We start from the raw sequence: 17,778 nt of genomic DNA, 5'->3' as shown, positions 1-17,778 counted from the left end.
GAGTAAAATATGAAAGATTTTTATGGAGTAGATTTCTATAACGTTTATGTTTCAACTACAGAATGCTCCTAATTACGCGAATCGCCCCTACTAGGTATGGTGGTTCTGCGTAAGTCTTGAATATTTCAATACAAAATATTCAGGAGTCAACATAATTAAGTATTCAAGCAGATGTAATATAATTTTTATCTTTACTCAGATGGATAATATCAAATCCGCTCGGATTCGGTAGAAAAAAATGTTCCATCTTCAAGCATTACCAAATCTTTCTGTAATCTCCCCACACTCTTTTTACACCAATGCTACCGGATTTGATATTACTTAAGGGTAGGGGGGAGTTGGGGAAATTGAAAGTTTGAAGTAGGAAATCTAAGGTTCAGGTAAGTTTAGCAGAACGGAAAAAGATGGCAAGCAAAAGAATCAAAGAAAAAAATCAGTTACCCAGTGAAGAAATAGAATTTGCTCTTTCAAATTTAGGCTCCCAGAGTATCGGAAACAATAATCTCAACCAGCATAACTTACCAGAAAATTTTCGCCCTCGTTTCTTGCAATTCACTATTGTCAATATTCTTTCAGATATCATAGTTCCTCTAGCAGGTTTAGTAGATACAACATTCCTAGGACATTTGCCTAATATTCATCATTTAGCAGGAGTTTCTCTTGCTAGTGTAATTTTCAATTATCTTTACTGGAGTTGTCTTTTTCTATATGTGGGAACAACTGGACTAACAGCTCAAGCATCAGGACGTGGCGATCGCCATCAAGTTGTGCTGGTGTTACTACGCAACTGTCTCATAGCTTTACTTTTAGGCGTGCTAATACTACTGTTACAAAACTCGCTACAGAACATAGGATTTCACTTACTCGCTGGCACTCCAGAAGTTAAAACCCTAGGTCAAAAATATTTTCAAGGCAGAATTTGGGATGCTCCTCCTACTCTGATGAACATGGTACTGATGGGTTGGTTTGTTGCACAACAACAAGAGAGTAAAATTTTAGCAATGTCATTGGTTGCAGGTGGAACAAATATATTTTTTGATTACCTATTGATAGTGAATTGGGGATGGGGGAGTTTCGGTGCCGGTATAGCAACAGCAGCTAGTCAGTATCTGACTTTGGTTGTAGGAATAATATTCTTGCCTTGGGAAAACCTTCGGGCGTTAATTCCAAAAATATACCAACAAATATTTCGAATGCAGGAGTTGAAAAGCAGTTTTCAGATCAAGGGAAACTTTTTTATTGCTACAGTTATATCCATCTTGACTTATGTGATTTTGATCAACCTGAGTGCAACTTTTGGTACTTTGATATTACTGAGCAATAGCTTAATCTTTCAAGTAGTGAATATGTCAACTAATATTCTTGGGGGATTAGCTTCAACAACACAAGTTTTAGTGGGGAATTATTATGGTGCTGGAGTTAATCAAAAATTACTCCCTGTTCTAAAATTTTCTTTTCTGATTAGCTTCAGTTTAGTAGTACCTATTGGCTCAATTTTTATCTTATTTCCAGAGCAACTCTTTGGGGTATTGACGAATAATGCTGAAGTAATTTCTGTTGTTAGTAATCAGGTTTTTTGGTTACTTCCACTACTTGCCTGTATGTCTATAGCTCATGTTTTGGATGGATATTTTAACGGCTTAAATAACAGCTTGGTTGTTCTCAGAAGTAGAGCTGTTTCTTTAGTTGGATTTTTGCTTGTAGCATTCATAGCTTGGCAATTAAATTCTTCTGCTCTGTTGTGGTTAGCTTTTTTATTGTTTATAGCTACAAGAGCTATAATATTAGGAATTAAGGTGTTATTAACCACGAAAAACTTAGAACTGGAAAAAATTTAAGGTGATTAAAAATAATCCTGAAGCGAGGACTTTCATTAATGGATAATGGATAATTACCTCTCCCTATGAGGGCGAATGCCATTCGCCCCTACTTTGTGGTCTACTCAACTGAAAAGCAATGAATAATTACCTCTCCCTATGAGGGCGAATGCCATTCGCCCCTACTTTGTGGTCTACTCAACTGAAAAGCGCTGTAATTATTAATTATTCGGTAATTTTGATTGGCGATCTATCGCTTTTTAGGGAAAAACATTCAGAAATTTGACTCTCCACCCGAAACTAATTAGTGCGATTTATCCAACCATTAATAGTAAAGCGACTGTCTGTAAAAGCTTGAGATGGACAACTTACTGGCAAAACTTCGTGTAGATAACTACTGAAGAAAAATACAATACTATTGTTTTTTGGTTCTATGGTTTTAAATGTATTAGCTTTTGAATAATATTTGCCCTGAATTTTACTGTCATAAATTCTTAAATTTCCACCTGTAAATGCTTTGGGTTCTTGATAAAAATAGTAAACATAAGTAATAACTCTCGTATTAACAGGATATTGATTATCAACATGAGTCTTATAGAAGTTGCGATCGTTATGAGCTGTTAACTGAGTTTCAAATTTAGCAATTGAAAATTCTGGAATATTTAATTTTGTGAAAACATCTGGCAAAATTTCTTGAATTTTTTTAACAATTAATTCCTCAAATTGAGCAAAAGATTGTAATACTAAAGCACTTCGATTTTCGTTACCTTTCAACTTATTTGTGGTTGACTCATTCGATACTACTGCCGGGATAAAATCTGATTCTTTTGGCAATACATAATTCAATAATTGTTGATTTTCTGAATGGCTGAGGAAATTTTCTCTGAGTAAATAATTAGATTCTAAAATTTCTATTTGAGGAGTTGGATCTGGGTCTGATTGAGTCTGTTGTATTTCAATGTTAGCCATTTTATAACTCATGTGAAATTAGTGAAAAGCATTCATAATTTTGACCAGAAAATTATGTCTCAAGCCTCTGTTTTTAAGGGAATAAAAAAAGAAAACTCAGTATTTGAAGCCTTCTATTTCAGTAGGAGATACTGTTAATTTTTAATTAATAACTGATAACTGAAATGACTTTTTATCCATAACTCATTAGGGCTTGCTGATTAAATATAAAGGTCTTTACAGATAAAGGTTTTAGCCTTTTTAAGTATCAAAAAGTGCGAGGTTTTAAGTGGCTGAGGTTCAAAAATTTAGGAATTTAGTCAAGAGTTGGGCAGAAAAATCAAGGGACGATTCTTCCTACTATCTCCTCTATAATTCCCATTTATCCTGACCGAATAAATAAGGTCTCAAGCCTCCCCTTTCAAGGGGATAAAAAAGAAAATTTCCCATTTCAAGCCTCCCTATTACAGGAGGTACTGCTGATAACTGATAACTGATAACTGATAACTGAAATGACTCCTCCCCTCACCAAAAGACTTCCATAAGCAAACCCTAATTAGTGCAATGTATCCAACCATTAAGAGTAAAACGACTATCTCGGAAAGCTTGAGACGGACAACTGATTGGCAAAACTTCGTGTAGATAACTACTAAGGAAAAATATAATACTATTGTTTTCTGGTTCTATGGTTTTAAATGTATCAGCTTTAGAATAATATTTTCCCTGAATTTTACTATCGTAAATTTTTAAGCTTCCACCTGTGAATGCTTTAGGTTGTTGATAACAATAGTAAACATAAGTAATCGTTCTAGTATCAATTCCAGGATGTTTATTATCAATATGAACCCGATAAAAGTTCCTATCGTTATAGGCAGTTAAACGATTTTCAAATTTACCAATTGAAAATTCTGGAATATTTAATTTTGCAAATACATCTGGCAAAATTTCTTGAATTTTTTTGACTATCAATTCCTCGAATTGAGGGAAAAATTGCAATACTAAAGGGCAATATTGATTTTCATCAGTATTCAACATATTTGTAGTTGAATAATTTGATACTACAGTAGGTGAAAAATCAGATTTTTTTTGCAGCGCATAATTGAGTAATTGTTGATTTTCTGAATTGCTGAGGAAATTTTTTTTAAGTAAATAGTGAGATTCTAAAATTTCTGTTTGAGGAGTTGGTACAGGGTCAGTTCTAATATTCGGTTGAGTCTGTTGTATATTGATATTAGCCATTCTATACTTCTTATAAAATTAATCAACCAGCTTTTACGCCAAGATACTCTAATTTACTAAATTAAAACTATAACGTCTTAGATATGTAATGTTTTCAATTCAAAAATCCGCCGTTGCTGAATTAGGGAATTATATCTAAAGCGCTGGTCTTCAAGCAACGTTGAGATAATTTACAACCCGCTTAAATTTACCAGTTCTAGCAACTTTATCCCTAAAATCAGCAATACTTCAATAAATTTTAGCGATCGCTACCAGATTGATAATTTCCTACTGGTGCAGGTGGGCCTGGAGGACCTGAAATTTCCAAATTACCCTCTACTGGTGCAGGAGGACCGGGAATTTCCAAATGACCCTCTACTGGTGCAGGAGGACCTGGAGGACCGGGAATTTCCAAATGACCCTCTACTGGTGCAGGTGGGCCTGGGGGACCGGGAATTTCCAAATCATCCCCTAGGAATGGGGTGAGCTTATCCAAGACTGATACTGTGACCATTTTTTAACTCCGTCTAGAATATTCGAGTTTGAGATTGTGACTTGAAAAAACCGACACAAAGTCATAAAGTGACATATTGATGTTCACTTGGTGCTTCTACTAAAACCTTCGGCGAATTACTCATCAATCTGATTTTAGAAAGAGCATTTATGTGGTTATACTACTCTATTTTGTTTTTTTGTCAAGATAATATAGCAGTTTTCACACTGGTGAGGTACATGAACGATCCCCCTAAATCCCCCTTAAAAAGGGGGACTTCCGGTTCCCCCCTTTGTCAAGGGGGGTAGTGGGGGGATCTCCTGCACCGTCTACCTCACGCTTACTGAGAAATGCTATATTTCAATTTCAATAACATTACAGCGCTTTTCAGATTGATGAACCACATCATCACAAGCAAAACCCCGTAGGGACGTTCCATGGAACGTCCCTACTGTGGTCTACCGAAATGAAAACTGCTGTAAAATGTCAGTTAGATGAGTTAAGAATAATTAAGTATTCAAGCGGATATTATGTAATTTCCAGCTTTACTCAGATCGGATAATTTGAGAATGTCCTAACAAAACCTGCAATTGCTACGACAAAGAAAAACCTTATTCTCCTACGGGATAACTAACTTTGAGTCAGTATTATATATAGTCAAAGCTAGTGAGAATAAAAAATTAAATGTGTGGAATTGTTGGTTATGTTGGCACCCAGTCAGCTACAGAAATTTTACTGTCGGGACTAGAAAAACTAGAATATCGGGGTTATGATTCGGCGGGATTGGCCACTATTTGTGATGGTCAAATTAAGTCTGTTCGTGCTAAGGGTAAATTGTGCAACCTACGGGAAAAATTGGTAGAAGTGGAAATGCCAGCTAATGTTGGTATTGGCCATACTCGTTGGGCAACTCATGGCAAACCCGAAGAATATAATGCTCATCCCCATACCGATGATACCGGGCGAGTGGCAGTGGTGCAAAATGGAATTGTCGAAAATTATCGAGAGTTACGCAAAGAATTGCAAAGTCGGGGGCACAAATTTGTTTCTGAGACTGATACGGAAGTTATTCCCCACTTGATAGCAGAATTTTTGTCTAATTTTGCTGAAAACGGAAAACCGGGAACGGGGAACAGAGAAATTTTTTTGGAGGCAGTGCGTCAGACTGTGCAGAAATTGGATGGGGCATTTGCGATCGCTGTTGTTTGTGCCGACTATCCCAATGAAATTATTGTTGCTAGACAGCAGGCACCTATATCTATTGGTTTAGGACAGGGGGAATTTTTCTGTGCTTCTGATACTCCTGCTCTTGTTTCTCATACTCAAGTTGTTGTCAGTTTGGAAAATGGGGAAATGGCGCGTTTAACTCCTCTAGGAGTGGAGGTTTATAATTTTGATGGCGATCGCCTCAATAAACTTCCTCGCATTCTTAACTGGAGTCCGACTTTGGTTGAGAAACACATTTTCAAACATTTTATGCTCAAGGAAATACATGAGCAACCAGGTGTTGTTAGGGGTTGTTTGGAAGCTTATATTAATAGTGATTGGGATGTGAAAAATAATCAGGTTTCTCCCACTAATTTAAAGTTGTCGCCATCTTTATATGAAAATTTGGAACAGGTGGAAATTTTTGCCTGTGGTACGAGTTGGCACGCTAGTTTAATTGGCAAGTATTTATTAGAACAATTAGCAGGAATTTCGACTAGAGTAAATTATGCTTCGGAAGCTCGTTATGCTCCTTCTCCTCTGAGAAAAAATACTCTTTTGATTGGTGTTACTCAGTCTGGAGAAACGGCTGATACTTTAGCAGCTTTAGGAATGGAACAACAGCGTCGTTCAGATAAAACGGCTGAATTTAACGCAAGATTATTAGGAATTACTAATCGTGCGGAAAGTTCTATTGCTAATTTAGTTAATCAAATTATTGATATTCGAGCAGGTCTTGAAATTGGAGTTGCTGCGACTAAAACATTTGTGGCACAGGTAATGGCGTTTTATTTTTTAGCCATAGATTTAGCATGGCAACGACAATATTTATCTGGGGAAAGAATCGCAAAAATTATTAATGGTTTACAAAAAATTCCGGCACAAATGGAACAGATGTTAGAAGCTCAAGATAGTCAAATTGAAGATTTTGCTCACCATTTTAATGACACTCAAGATTTTATTTTTATAGGCAGAGGAATTAATTATCCAATTGCCTTAGAAGGTGCTTTGAAATTGAAGGAAATTAGTTATATTCATGCCGAGGGATATCCCGCAGGTGAGATGAAACATGGTCCGATCGCTTTGTTGGATGATAAGGTGCCTGTGGTAGCGATCGCCATGCCTGGTTTAGTTTATGAGAAGGTGCTTTCTAATGCTCAGGAAGCTAAAGCGAGGGATGCGCAGTTAATTGGGGTGACTCCTGAAAGTACAGAAGCGGATGTGTTTGATAATGTGTTAGCGGTGCCAGCAGTGGATGAGTTGTTGTCACCGATGTTGACTGTTATTCCTTTGCAGTTATTGGCGTATCATATTGCTGCTCATCGTGGTTTGGATGTGGATCAACCACGGAATTTGGCGAAGTCGGTGACTGTAGAGTAGGGTTTTTTCAGTGAACAGTTATCAGTTATCCGTTATCAGTATTTTCATGTTAAAATAACGACAAAGGTAGGGACGTTGTATGCAACGTCTCTACTGGTTTATCATTTGCAAAAAAAGAAAATAGAATCATGTTAAAACATTTAGATAGAATTACTTTTGACCCGAAAATCATGACCGGAAAAGCTTGTATTCGAGGAATGAGAATACCTGTTTCTTTAATTCTGAATTTAGTTGCTAATGGGGAACCTAATCAGGAAATTTTAGAGGAATATCCTGATTTAGAATTAGAGGATATTAAACAATGTTTATTTTATGCTGCCTGGTTAGCTGAAGAAAGAGTTATTCCTATTGAAAAAAAGCAGGAGTTATATCCTGTCCAGTTTAATAGTTAAACTTTGGAGGAAGAAAGGCAGAAGGGAATATTGGTTTAAAGGGAAAAGGTTTTGTATCGCTGATTATCCAAACATGATATTACTGAACCTTCCCCTTGAAAAAATATAAGAATGTGTGCTTTAGAAGAGATACATCGAAGTTATCTACCCAGATTTACTGGGTAAAAATTAAAGAAATGTCTAATAAACATAACCCTTTTTGTTGTAAGGTAGCTGGTTGAGTTATCTGGGAAAAAACGTATTTTATACTCTCTAAAGTACACCCCACTTTAAGAGCATCATATAACTTATCCTCATCTACTTTCTATTCAAAAATCTTAGATTTTACATGACTATATTACAAGCTGGCGATTACCCTCATCTATGATTGATAGAGGTTTTAGAGGTTTTAGAGGTTTGAATTACAATTGTATAGTTGTATAGTAAAAATTCAAATGAATAAAATAAATAAAATAAAATTTCTAGGAGATATGGGTATTTCTCAAAGAACTGTAGAATGGCTCCGAAATCAAGGCTATGATATTGTTCATTTAAGAGAACAAGGGTTACAAAGATTGGCAGATGAAAATATCTTAGCTAAAGCTATAACTGAGGAACGAATTGTATTGACAATGGATTTAGATTTCACAGATTTACTAGCATGGAGTGGGGATGCTTTTCCTAGTGTTATTATCTTTAGATTAAAAAATCAGAAATCTAATAATGTTAACGCTAAATTAGAAAATGTTCTGAATCAATGTCAAAATCAATTATTAGCAGGGGTAATTATTTCCGTAAGTGATGATACTTTCCGAGTTCGCAATTTGCCTATTCAATAGTTGTTATTAATACTCTTGAGTCGGACTTAATTTTCTTTTTTCTCCCCTGAAAATGGGGAGACTTAAAAGCTTACTTTTTGGTCAATTCTCTATCATCAACTGCTCGCCCAAAAGAACTATTAAGGAGACAAAATTATTCAATCTAAACTACTTCCAGGAGAAGGAAAAGTCGGCACGTACGGCGACTTGTTAAAATTGGGTCGTCGAGGAGATAATTTAACGCCTCATCATATACCATCCAACGCTTACATGAAAGCTAAAATCAAAGATTACACAACTAATCAAGGAATTGCTATTATGATGGAACATTTATCACCTGGAAAAGGAGGTCGTCATCGTCAAACTTTATCTTATGGTAAAAGTCCAGACTTAACTCTTTCCCCTCGACAAACTTTAGCGCAAGAAGTTTGGGATATCCGCTCTATTTATCTTCTTCAAGGATTATATAATACAGATATTATAAAGGCTCTGCAAGAACTTATTAAACTTAATAAAACAACTTGGTTAACTTTTTTTGATAAAGGAGTTATAAACTTATGAATTTAATCAAAATCTTACAAGAAAATCGTTTAATGAAAACACCTCAAGAAATCAAGATATTTGAGGAAACTTTAGAAAAAATTGCTCAACATCCTAATAATTACAATTTAAAAGACTTACATCTTATCTTAGATGATAATTGTCAACATCCAGAAATTATGTTTAGTTTAGTTCATTTTTTAGAAGATTTTGAACTACAAAAACAAACACAAGTTTTTATTGAAGTTATTCCTCAATTAATGATTACTGCATCTGAATGGACAAAGATTATTCACTATCGAATCATTAATGATGAATCTGCTTGTAAACTTTATCAAAATAGTCTGGAATTAGCTAATCAAAAAACACCTCATTTTTTATATCAACTTTTATTAGAAAGCGTTAAAAATCATCTCAATTCACCTTCAGAAGTCATGTTAACTTAAATTATTGTAAGATTTCTAGAAGCTAACAATGATATTCTAGTATCTGTTATCAATTAGGATAAAATGTTACGACAATTTATGGTAGAAATAAAGTGGGTTTTAAATAATTAGGAGAAGACTGAGCAATGAGACAAATTACTTTAACCTCTGAACAAGAAAAATTGTTAGAAAAATTATTAAATACTGGCAAATATAACACAGCTCAAGAGGCGATCGCTAGAGCATTTCAATTATTAGAAGAAGAGGATGATTATCTTGAATTACTTTCTTATTTTCAAGGCACTGAATCTGCCAAAAAGTTATTAAAAGAAAAGGTTGAAAAATATCAAGAGGAACGAGAATAAAATAAGAATAAACCGATAGATCCTGAGAAAGCAAGGTTAGCAGCAGAATTTAAGCGATTATGTGAATAAACCCAAGCATTACACTCAGATAATCCTTTAACTGATGAAGAAATTGCTGCGGAAATTCAAGCTTATAGAAAAAGAAAATGAGAGTTATTATTGACACAAATATTTTAGTGTCTGCTGCTGTTGCTGATGGGAAACCAGAAACAGCGATTAATTTTATTACTAGTAATTCTAATTATGAATGGATTGTATCAGAGGAAATTTTAGCAGAATATAATTAAGTTTTATATCGAAGAATGGTTAAACTTAATTAGAGATAGTACAAAGTTAATTGAAGTTAATCTTATGGTTGACTTTAAAAGAGATCCTAAAGATGCTAAATTTATCGCCTTAGCAATGGCAAGTGAGGCAGATTTTTTGATTACAGGAGACAAAGATTTTAGTGAGATGAGAGAATTACCAAAAACAATTATTGTTTCGGTTTCTTTGTTCTCTGATTTATTTATAAATGAGGAATAGATATATGTTGAAAATGATTATTGCTTATCCAGGAGAAGACTGAGTTATGAGACAAATTACTTTAACCTCCGAACAAGAAAAGTTGTTAGAAAAATTATTAAATACTGGCAAATATAATACAGCTCAAGAGGCGATCGCTAGAGCATTTCAGTTGTTAGAAGAAGAGGATGATGATATTAAATTACCTTCTTATTTTCAAGGCACTGAATCTGCCAAAAAGTTATTAAAGGAAAAGATTAAAAAATATCAAGAGGAACGAGAACAAAATAAGAATAAACCGATCGATCCGGAAAGAGCAAGGTTAAGTCAAGAATTACGAGAATTATTTGATAAAACTCAAGCCATTCCGGGAATTAAAGAGATTACTGAGGAGGAAATTGCTGCCGAAATAGAAGCTTATCGGAGAGGTGAATGAGAATTATTCTTGATACTAATGTTTTAATTTCTGCGGTTTTAAAAGGTAGAAAATCTAGAGAGATTATCCAATTAATTAGCGATCGTTATGATATGGATTGGATAGTTTCTCAAGAGATTTTAGCAGAATATCAAGAAGTGTTAAATCGACGTAAATTAAAATTAACAAATGAGGTAAGACAAGAATGGTTTGATAAGATTGAAACAGTTACTAAATTAATTGAAGTTAATCTTATGGTTGACTTTAAAAGAGACCTTAAAGATGCTAAGTTTATCGCTTTAGCAATGGCAAGTGAGGCAGATTTTTTGATTACAGGAGACAAAGATTTTAGTGAGATGAGAGAATTACCAAAAACAGTTATTGTTTCGGTTTCTTTTTTCTATGATTTATTTATAAATTAGGAATAGATATATATTGAATTAAGAGGCGATCGCTAGAGCATTATGGAAATTATAGATATTAATCAAGCTGTATTGCAAATCAATCAATTGTTAGAAATTGCTGCTGAAGGAAAAGAAATTATTATTACTAAAAATCACCAACCAATGGTAAAATTAATATCTGCTCAAGCCCAGACTAAACAACCTCCTTTATTTGGTAGCGATCGCGATCGTATTTCTATTAGTGATGATTTTGATGAGGAAGATTCTGTTCTACCCGATATATCTAGTGATAGGGGATGTACATGGAGGGTGCTACCCACCTACAAACTAATCATTTTGTAATGTACAATAGCGGAAAATATTATATCCATAGTAGTATTTTGACCACAAATCAACTGAGTTAAGCTCAAATTTAATCAACTTAGAAAACGTCAACACCTACCATAATCTGAAACTATGAAACTTCTTCACCAAAAAAAAACTCAAAAATCCGCCATTTTGCTGATTTAAATAAGTGGAGAGTGTGAATTGAAATCAATATTGTCTCTTAAGTAACAATAATAAATAAAAAAGTTTCCGATAAAATTCTGATATATAAATGAGATTATATTAAAAAATCAGTATAACAAACCATGACAAAATCAAAGAAATACTAAATAATGTAAGGGTGACATCTACATTATGCTGCGGTGTTTTTTAGTACATTAAAATTAAATGTCACTATCATGTTAAAGGTTAAATAGTTATGTCAGTATCAACCATAGGCTATATTAAGCTAGCAAATACTCTTTGTATAGTTAGCCAAAAGCAAGTTACTGGTAAGTTAGTCGTTGCTCATGGCAATCAAGAATGGGAACTTTATTTCCTATTTGGTCATCTCCTATATGCAAGTGGGGGAAAACATTCTACAAGACGTTGGCATCGAGCTATAAATCAACATTGTCCTAACTTTAAATTTGAAGTTAATCAGTTAAGTAATAACCAACTCTGGGAATATAAATTCTTACAAACAGCTATTAGTGAAAATCAGATAACTTTAGCTCAAGCTAAAGCAATTTTGGGTACTATTGCTAAAGAAGTTTTTTTTGCTATTATTAGTCAACGAGGTTTAACAAGAAGATGGCATCCGCAGAAACATTCTAGTTCTCAAACAGCTCTGAGTTTACTGTTATCCAGGCGAGAAATTAAAGAAGTTCTGACTTCAGCTAAAAGAGTTTGGGTATTTTTACAAAAGGAAGGTTTATGGTATATTAATCCTGATAGTGCCCCATTTGTCAGAAATGCAAATAACTTGCCAATTCCAGAAAATTCAGACTTTTTTGTAACAGTAAATAAGTTATTAAATGGCGACAGAACAATTTGGGATATTGCACTTTTAATGAAAATGCCATTAGGGGAAGTAGCTCGGAATTTATATTATTTTGAACAACAAGGTTTAATTGATTTTAAGCAAGTAGAAGATTGGCTTGCTCCCCCAGAAAAATTACGTTTAGTATCTGTAGAAAATCGTCGGCATCAAGCTACAATTGTTTGTATTGATGATAATCATCTTGTGGGTAATTTTTTGGAGAAAATTCTCCAGCCATGGGGATATAAAGTTGTACATATTCAAGATGCAATTAGAGGGCTATCACTCTTAGAAAATTATCAACCTGATTTAATTTTTTTGGATTTAGTTATGCCTAAAGTTAGTGGTTATACAATATGTGATTTTTTGCGAAAAACTACTACGTTTAAAGATACACCAATTGTATTTTTATCGAATCAAGATGGTTTTCTAGATCGGACGAGAGCTAAGTTAACAGGTGCTAATGATTATTTATGTAAATCTTCTAGCCCAGAAAAAGTTGTGGAAGTTGTAGCAAAATATGTCAATTTAAAAAATTCTCAAACTTCTCAAATGATAACTTTTGAACGAGCATCTAATTTAACTTTTTTGCCTGTGTAAGGCTAATGTTGATTTTGATTCCATGCCTGATTAAGTTATTACATATAGTTAGATTGATATTCTCCTGGATTGAAAAAAAAATTAATAATAACTAAAGAATTATATTTATTAGGTTTAGGTTATAATTTTTTGTGGAGAGGATATAAATTAGGAATTAAAAGTGATAATTTTACTGTTCCTAGTTAAGCTATTTTTCTAAAGCTTACAATATCTCACAACTAAAATAAATAATTATTAATACCCTTGCATATTGAAGGAAAAAAGGTAATGAATATATAAATTTAAGAGCAATTACAAGGATGAAATAAAATCGTTCTCTAAATCATTAAATTACATAAAGATTATTATTATCAAATCAAGGGTAGCTGTATAAATAGTAATATTATTATTGACTATAAATAGTTGATATTATGACTATAACATTTAGACTTGATATCTGAAGCTAAAATTGAACTCTTGAGTGAAAAGCTTGAGATAGCAACAGGCAAGAGTGAGAGGTCATTTCAGTTATCAGTTATCAGTTATCAGTGAACTTCACTCGGAAGTCGGAGGCAAGAAATACTGAATTAAATATTCTCTTGGTCGATTGGATATGGCGAGGAAACCTCGCCATCCCATCCTACGGACAGCTCCGCTAACGACCGCTTTTTCATCCCCTATCCAAGGGGAGGTGCATACCCTCATTTTTTGGTAATACCAATTTGATAAATTTTTGTGACAAATATTTGGACTGTTTCTAGTAGGGGTGATTCGCGTTTGTGGAGCATGACCTAAGAAATAACCCGTAAAGTAGAAGTAGCTTTTATTACCATTTTTTGCTATGAAACAATCTATTCTAGTAAATAGGCATCTGACTGAAACTACTTTAGTTGACTAAATTATTTGTACATTCTTTTTTCACGCTTGGTATAACAAGAGAGTTTTTAATAGTAGAAAAAAGTACAGTATAGTTTCACTAAATGATTAGGAAAACTATATACAGCAGATTTAATATTGGTTAGGTACACCTGTGGCAAGCAATATGATGAGCAGGCAAGATGCCTTCCACTCCACAATAGTTTGATTTAAACCCTACCCGAGCAAGGGAGGTGTCATACCTATACCTCATATATTTGAAATTTGTTGTACTATAAAAAAAATATAGTTAATGAGTAATATATGCTAGTAATTAATACAGAGTGCAATAAAATATGGAATGCTTTAGCTGTACTAGGCCAGAAGCAAGCAACAGGTAAATTAATTATAGACAATGGGGAACAAGAATGGCAGATTTATTTTTGTCGAGGTTTAATGTTATATGCCACAGGAGGATTACATCAAACTAGACGTTGGTATCGAGCAGTTAATCAACATTGTCAAAATTTAAAATTTAATGCTGGTTTACTATCTAATGATGAATTATGGGAATATCAACTTCTCAAACAGAGTATTACCCAAAAGCAAATAACTTTAAAAGAAGGAAAAGCAATTATTCGTAGTAGTAGCTATGAAATCTTATTTTCTATAGCAAATCAGCCTGTTTTAAATTTAAACTGGCATTCCTATCAACAATTAACTTCAGAAATTTTTGCGAACTTAGTATTATCTCCACCAGAATTAAAACAAGCTGTAGAGAGAGCACAAAAACTTTGGAAACGTTGGGAAAAAATGGGTATTAGTGATATTTGGCCAGAGCAAGCTCCGATAGTTAAAAAATCTGTAAACTTAGAAACTCGTCTGTCTACAGCATCTTTAGAGGCGATTAATAATCAATTTAATGGTCACAATACTTTGTGGGATATTGCAGTGAAAAAAAAGCAATGTTTAGCTTTAACAACTCGTAGTTTATATCATTTTTTTAAACAAGGTTTAATAGAAGTTCGAGCAGTACCAGATTTACCTTCTCCTTTAGAACAATTACGTTTAGTTTACTGTTCTAACAATCGCCCCAGAATTCCAATAGCTTGTATAGATTCAACACCAACAACAGGTAATTTTTTAGAGCAAATTCTGATTCCTAAAGGATATAAAATTGATAAAATTACTGACCCAATGGAGGGAGTAGGTTTAATGGCTAAAAGCCAACCTGAATTAATATTTATGGATTTAGCTATAGCTGAGGTTAATGGTTATGCGCTCTGTAATTTTTTGCGGACAGCTCCTGCTTATAAAGAGACTCCTATTATTATTTATACTGCAGAAGATAGTTGGATGAATCGGGTGAGAGCGCAACTAGCAGGTGCGACAGATTTTTTAAGAAAACCTGCAAGTGCAAAGCAAATTTTAGAGATAGTAGAAAAATACTTAAAGCCAAAAAAACAGCAATATAAAAGTCAAGGTAATTTAATTCAATCGAAATCTTTGGCTTTGGCACGTTAATTGAATACTGAGTCAGATAATTTTAATTTAATACTAATAGACATAGCCGTGAAAATTAAAAATAAAATCAATTACTATCCATAAATTATTAATTAGTTCTCTCTGTTATCTGTTCCCTTTTTTCCAGAGAGATATAATAATAAAAATTTAACTATAGCAATCCTAAATAGTTTATAAGATTTGATCGTAGGGGTTTGGTCTCCAAATCCCTTAGCTTTTGGTTTGGAGACCAAACCCCTACAGTTTTTGATCACCAATGATTTCTTATGGCTATAAATAGGTAGTATAAAAGCTAATAATGTAAGTAAATAGAAGAGTATACTCTAATAGTTTATAAGATTTGATCGTAGGGGTTTGGTCTCCAAATCCCTTAGCTTTTGGTTTGGAGACCAAACCCCTACAGTTTTTGATCACCAATGATTTCTTATGGCTATAAATTAGGTAGTATAAAAGCTAATAATGTAAGTAAATAGAAGAATATACTCTAATAGTTTATAAGATTTGATCGTAGGGGTTTGGTCTCCAAATCCCTTAGCTTTTGGTTTGGAGACCAAACCCCTACAGTTTTTGATCACCAATGATTTCTTATGGCTATAAATTAGGTAGTATAAAAGCTAATAATGTAAGTAAATAGAAGAATATACTCTAATAGGTTGTAAGATTTGATCGTAGGGGTTTGGTCTCCAAATCCCTTGGCGTTTTGGTTTGGAGACCAAACCCCTACAGTTTTTGATCACCAATGATTTCTTATGGTTATAAATAGGTAGTATAAAAGCTAATAATGTAAGTAAATAGAAGAATATACTCTAATAGGTTGTAAGATTTGATCGTAGGGGTTTGGTCTCCAAATCCCTTGGCGTTTTGGTTTGGAGACCAAACCCCTACAGTTTTTGATCACCAATGATTTCTTATGGCTATAAATTAGGTAGTATAAAAACTGATAATGTAAGTAAATAGAAGAATATACTGTATCAAAAAAATTATGACAGAATCAACATCGCCCAAAATGCGCACCGAAAGCGATAGCATGGGCAAAATTGAGGTGCCGGCAAACCGTTATTGGGGCGCTCAAACTCAGCGATCGCTAATCTACTTTTCTATTGGGCAAGACTATATCCCACCAGAAGTTATTAAAGCATTTGCTATCCTGAAAAAGGCAGTTGCCCAAACTAACCAGGAACTCGGTAAACTCCCAGAAGATAAAACCAAATTAATCGTTCAAGCAGCAGAAGAAATTATTGCTGGAAAACTAGATGGAAATTTCCCATTGCGAGTCTGGATGACTGGAAGCGGCACCCAATGCAATATGAATGTTAACGAAGTCATAGCTAACCGGGCGATCGAAATTGCTGGTGGAGAAATGGGAAGCAAAAATCCTATACATCCTAACGATCACGTTAATATGTCGCAGTCATCTAATGACACATTCCCAACTGCTATGCACATTGCCGCAGCGGTAGCATTACATCAAAAGTTGTTGCCGAAAGTTAAGAAAATGCGGGATGCACTCCAAGAAAAATCGGCAGAATTTTCGGAAATTGTCAAAATCGGGCGCACTCATCTACAAGATGCAGTACCGCTGACTTTTGGGCAGGAATTTTCGGGATATGTGGCGCAACTAGATGCAAATTTGCAACGTATCACTCATACATTGCCAGATTTGTACGAATTAGCTATAGGTGGCACTGCAGTGGGAACGGGATTAAATACGGTGAGTGGTTTTGCCGAACTTGCTGCGAAATATATTAGTGAAATAACTGGGTTGCCTTTTGTGTCTGCACCTAATAAGTTTGCTGCTTTAGCTGCTCACGATCCAATAGTGATGGCGAGTGGTGCTTTGAAGACTTTAGCTGGTTCGTTGCTGAAAATTGCTAATGATATTCGGTGGTTGGGAAGCGGACCTCGATGTGGGTTTGGGGAGTTGATTTTGCCTGCAAATGAACCGGGGTCTTCAATTATGCCAGGAAAAGTTAATCCTACTCAGTGTGAGGCGATGACGATGGTGGCGACTCAGGTGATGGGGTATGATGCAGCGATCGCTTTTGCTGGTGCCCAGGGTAGTTTTGAGTTGAATACTTATAAACCGATGATGATTTTTAATTTGATTCAGTCGATTAATTTGATTGCTGATAGTTGTAATAATTTTACGGATTTTCTGTTAGTTGATTTGAAGGTAAATAGGAAAAAAATTGAGTTTTATTTGGAACAATCTTTGATGTTGGTGACAGCTTTAAGTCCGAAAATTGGGTATGATAAGGCTGCGGAAGTTGCGCATTTTGCCCATGAGAAAGAGTTGACTTTGAAGGAAGCTTGTTTGGAATTGGGTTATGTTTCGGCGGAGGAATTTGATGAGATTGTGGTGCCTAAAAATATGACTCATCCTGGGAGTTAGGAAAATTTGTAGGTTGCCTTGCTCACACGGATTTTGCCACGGATATACGGATTAATTCGTATCAGTAGGAGAATTTGTGGGTTGCCTTGCTCACACGGATTTTGCCACGGATATACGGATTAATTCGTATCAGTAGGAGAATTTGTGGGTTGCCTTGCTCACACGGATTTTGCCAC

18 protein-coding genes are annotated in these 17,778 nt (G+C 34.5%); 15 read left to right on the top strand and 3 right to left on the bottom strand.

Going from position 1 to position 17,778, the window contains the following annotated elements; all coding sequences use genetic code 11:
* The first annotated feature begins 404 nt into the window (after positions 1 to 404).
* Entirely contained in the window at positions 405 to 1,838 is a 1,434-nt protein-coding gene (locus F6K40_RS05675; RefSeq protein ID WP_293132586.1) for an MATE family efflux transporter, read from the top strand.
* A 279-nt stretch (positions 1,839 to 2,117) separates the two neighbouring features.
* Here F6K40_RS05675 and F6K40_RS05670 read toward each other — a convergent pair whose 3' ends face one another.
* The 3 genes from F6K40_RS05670 to F6K40_RS05660 all read right to left on the bottom strand — a co-directional run bounded on the left by F6K40_RS05670 (position 2,118) and on the right by F6K40_RS05660 (position 4,497).
* Positions 2,118 to 2,786, bottom strand: a complete 669-nt coding sequence (locus F6K40_RS05670) for a 2OG-Fe(II) oxygenase (protein WP_293132583.1) — start codon at positions 2,784 to 2,786, stop codon at positions 2,118 to 2,120.
* A gap of 531 nt (positions 2,787 to 3,317) precedes the next feature.
* Complete coding sequence (locus F6K40_RS05665; protein WP_293132580.1) at positions 3,318 to 4,004, bottom strand: 2OG-Fe(II) oxygenase; 687 nt, start codon at positions 4,002 to 4,004, stop codon at positions 3,318 to 3,320.
* Between the two features lie 238 nt (positions 4,005 to 4,242).
* The gene (locus tag F6K40_RS05660) at positions 4,243 to 4,497 is read right to left on the bottom strand and encodes a hypothetical protein (protein ID WP_293132577.1); all 255 of its coding nucleotides are present in this window, start codon (positions 4,495 to 4,497) and stop codon (positions 4,243 to 4,245) included.
* Positions 4,498 to 5,160: 663 nt separating this feature from the next.
* Here F6K40_RS05660 and glmS point away from each other — a divergent pair.
* From glmS to fumC, 14 genes are all read left to right on the top strand, one after another.
* Positions 5,161 to 7,062, top strand: a complete 1,902-nt coding sequence (glmS, locus tag F6K40_RS05655) for a glutamine--fructose-6-phosphate transaminase (isomerizing) (protein ID WP_293132574.1) — start codon at positions 5,161 to 5,163, stop codon at positions 7,060 to 7,062.
* 128 nt (positions 7,063 to 7,190) lie between these two features.
* Positions 7,191 to 7,454: a DUF433 domain-containing protein gene (locus F6K40_RS05650; RefSeq protein ID WP_293132571.1), complete on the top strand. Its 264-nt coding sequence runs from the start codon at positions 7,191 to 7,193 to the stop codon at positions 7,452 to 7,454.
* A gap of 434 nt (positions 7,455 to 7,888) precedes the next feature.
* Positions 7,889 to 8,272: a DUF5615 family PIN-like protein gene (locus F6K40_RS05645; protein ID WP_293132568.1), complete on the top strand. Its 384-nt coding sequence runs from the start codon at positions 7,889 to 7,891 to the stop codon at positions 8,270 to 8,272.
* 195 nt (positions 8,273 to 8,467) lie between these two features.
* The gene (locus F6K40_RS05640; protein ID WP_293132565.1) at positions 8,468 to 8,812 is read left to right on the top strand and encodes a hypothetical protein; all 345 of its coding nucleotides are present in this window, start codon (positions 8,468 to 8,470) and stop codon (positions 8,810 to 8,812) included.
* Positions 8,809 to 9,237 (top strand): Imm30 family immunity protein, encoded by a 429-nt coding sequence (locus tag F6K40_RS05635; protein ID WP_293132563.1) that lies wholly within the window; start codon positions 8,809 to 8,811, stop codon positions 9,235 to 9,237. The genes F6K40_RS05640 and F6K40_RS05635 overlap by 4 nt, the downstream gene beginning before the upstream one ends.
* 125 nt (positions 9,238 to 9,362) lie before the next feature.
* Positions 9,363 to 9,581 (top strand): hypothetical protein, encoded by a 219-nt coding sequence (locus F6K40_RS05630; protein ID WP_293132561.1) that lies wholly within the window; start codon positions 9,363 to 9,365, stop codon positions 9,579 to 9,581.
* 146 nt (positions 9,582 to 9,727) lie between these two features.
* Entirely contained in the window at positions 9,728 to 9,868 is a 141-nt protein-coding gene (locus F6K40_RS05625; RefSeq protein ID WP_293132558.1) for a PIN domain-containing protein, read from the top strand.
* Positions 9,861 to 10,106: a putative toxin-antitoxin system toxin component, PIN family gene (locus F6K40_RS05620; RefSeq protein ID WP_365670305.1), complete on the top strand. Its 246-nt coding sequence runs from the start codon at positions 9,861 to 9,863 to the stop codon at positions 10,104 to 10,106. The genes F6K40_RS05625 and F6K40_RS05620 overlap by 8 nt, the downstream gene beginning before the upstream one ends.
* 46 nt (positions 10,107 to 10,152) lie before the next feature.
* The gene (locus F6K40_RS05615) at positions 10,153 to 10,521 is read left to right on the top strand and encodes a hypothetical protein (RefSeq protein ID WP_293132555.1); all 369 of its coding nucleotides are present in this window, start codon (positions 10,153 to 10,155) and stop codon (positions 10,519 to 10,521) included.
* Entirely contained in the window at positions 10,518 to 10,922 is a 405-nt protein-coding gene (locus F6K40_RS05610) for a putative toxin-antitoxin system toxin component, PIN family (RefSeq protein WP_293132552.1), read from the top strand. Before F6K40_RS05615 ends, F6K40_RS05610 begins: the two co-directional genes overlap by 4 nt.
* Before the next feature lie 42 nt (positions 10,923 to 10,964).
* Entirely contained in the window at positions 10,965 to 11,246 is a 282-nt protein-coding gene (locus F6K40_RS05605; RefSeq protein WP_293132549.1) for a type II toxin-antitoxin system Phd/YefM family antitoxin, read from the top strand.
* Between the two features lie 403 nt (positions 11,247 to 11,649).
* Positions 11,650 to 12,852, top strand: coding sequence for a response regulator (locus tag F6K40_RS05600; RefSeq protein ID WP_293132546.1), 1,203 nt, complete (start codon positions 11,650 to 11,652; stop codon positions 12,850 to 12,852).
* Between the two features lie 1,158 nt (positions 12,853 to 14,010).
* Positions 14,011 to 15,210 carry a response regulator gene (locus tag F6K40_RS05595; RefSeq protein WP_293132544.1) on the top strand — a complete coding sequence of 400 codons (1,200 nt, stop codon included), beginning with the start codon at positions 14,011 to 14,013 and terminating at the stop codon, positions 15,208 to 15,210.
* A gap of 982 nt (positions 15,211 to 16,192) precedes the next feature.
* Positions 16,193 to 17,602 (top strand): class II fumarate hydratase, encoded by a 1,410-nt coding sequence (gene fumC, locus F6K40_RS05590; protein WP_293132541.1) that lies wholly within the window; start codon positions 16,193 to 16,195, stop codon positions 17,600 to 17,602.
* The last annotated feature ends 176 nt before the right edge of the window (positions 17,603 to 17,778 follow it).

Source organism: Okeania sp. SIO3I5, from assembly GCF_010672085.1.
In the GTDB taxonomy this organism is placed as follows: domain Bacteria; phylum Cyanobacteriota; class Cyanobacteriia; order Cyanobacteriales; family Microcoleaceae; genus Trichodesmium.
Note: the sequence above shows the minus strand (reverse complement) of the source record. Positions and strands in the feature narration are given on the sequence as shown.

What these genes read in the sequence shown, in the direction of transcription:
- F6K40_RS05675 (WP_293132586.1), top strand. Translation starts at nt 405, where the DNA reads ATGGCAAGCAAAAGAATCAAAGAAAAAAATCAGTTACCCAGTGAAGAA.
- F6K40_RS05670 (WP_293132583.1), bottom strand. Translation starts at nt 2,786, where the DNA reads ATGGCTAACATTGAAATACAACAGACTCAATCAGACCCAGATCCAACT.
- F6K40_RS05665 (WP_293132580.1), bottom strand. Translation starts at nt 4,004, where the DNA reads ATGGCTAATATCAATATACAACAGACTCAACCGAATATTAGAACTGAC.
- F6K40_RS05660 (WP_293132577.1), bottom strand. Translation starts at nt 4,497, where the DNA reads ATGGTCACAGTATCAGTCTTGGATAAGCTCACCCCATTCCTAGGGGAT.
- glmS (WP_293132574.1), top strand. Translation starts at nt 5,161, where the DNA reads ATGTGTGGAATTGTTGGTTATGTTGGCACCCAGTCAGCTACAGAAATT.
- F6K40_RS05650 (WP_293132571.1), top strand. Translation starts at nt 7,191, where the DNA reads ATGTTAAAACATTTAGATAGAATTACTTTTGACCCGAAAATCATGACC.
- F6K40_RS05645 (WP_293132568.1), top strand. Translation starts at nt 7,889, where the DNA reads ATGAATAAAATAAATAAAATAAAATTTCTAGGAGATATGGGTATTTCT.
- F6K40_RS05635 (WP_293132563.1), top strand. Translation starts at nt 8,809, where the DNA reads ATGAATTTAATCAAAATCTTACAAGAAAATCGTTTAATGAAAACACCT.
- F6K40_RS05630 (WP_293132561.1), top strand. Translation starts at nt 9,363, where the DNA reads ATGAGACAAATTACTTTAACCTCTGAACAAGAAAAATTGTTAGAAAAA.
- F6K40_RS05625 (WP_293132558.1), top strand. Translation starts at nt 9,728, where the DNA reads ATGAGAGTTATTATTGACACAAATATTTTAGTGTCTGCTGCTGTTGCT.
- F6K40_RS05615 (WP_293132555.1), top strand. Translation starts at nt 10,153, where the DNA reads ATGAGACAAATTACTTTAACCTCCGAACAAGAAAAGTTGTTAGAAAAA.
- F6K40_RS05610 (WP_293132552.1), top strand. Translation starts at nt 10,518, where the DNA reads ATGAGAATTATTCTTGATACTAATGTTTTAATTTCTGCGGTTTTAAAA.
- F6K40_RS05605 (WP_293132549.1), top strand. Translation starts at nt 10,965, where the DNA reads ATGGAAATTATAGATATTAATCAAGCTGTATTGCAAATCAATCAATTG.
- F6K40_RS05600 (WP_293132546.1), top strand. Translation starts at nt 11,650, where the DNA reads ATGTCAGTATCAACCATAGGCTATATTAAGCTAGCAAATACTCTTTGT.
- F6K40_RS05595 (WP_293132544.1), top strand. Translation starts at nt 14,011, where the DNA reads ATGCTAGTAATTAATACAGAGTGCAATAAAATATGGAATGCTTTAGCT.
- fumC (WP_293132541.1), top strand. Translation starts at nt 16,193, where the DNA reads ATGACAGAATCAACATCGCCCAAAATGCGCACCGAAAGCGATAGCATG.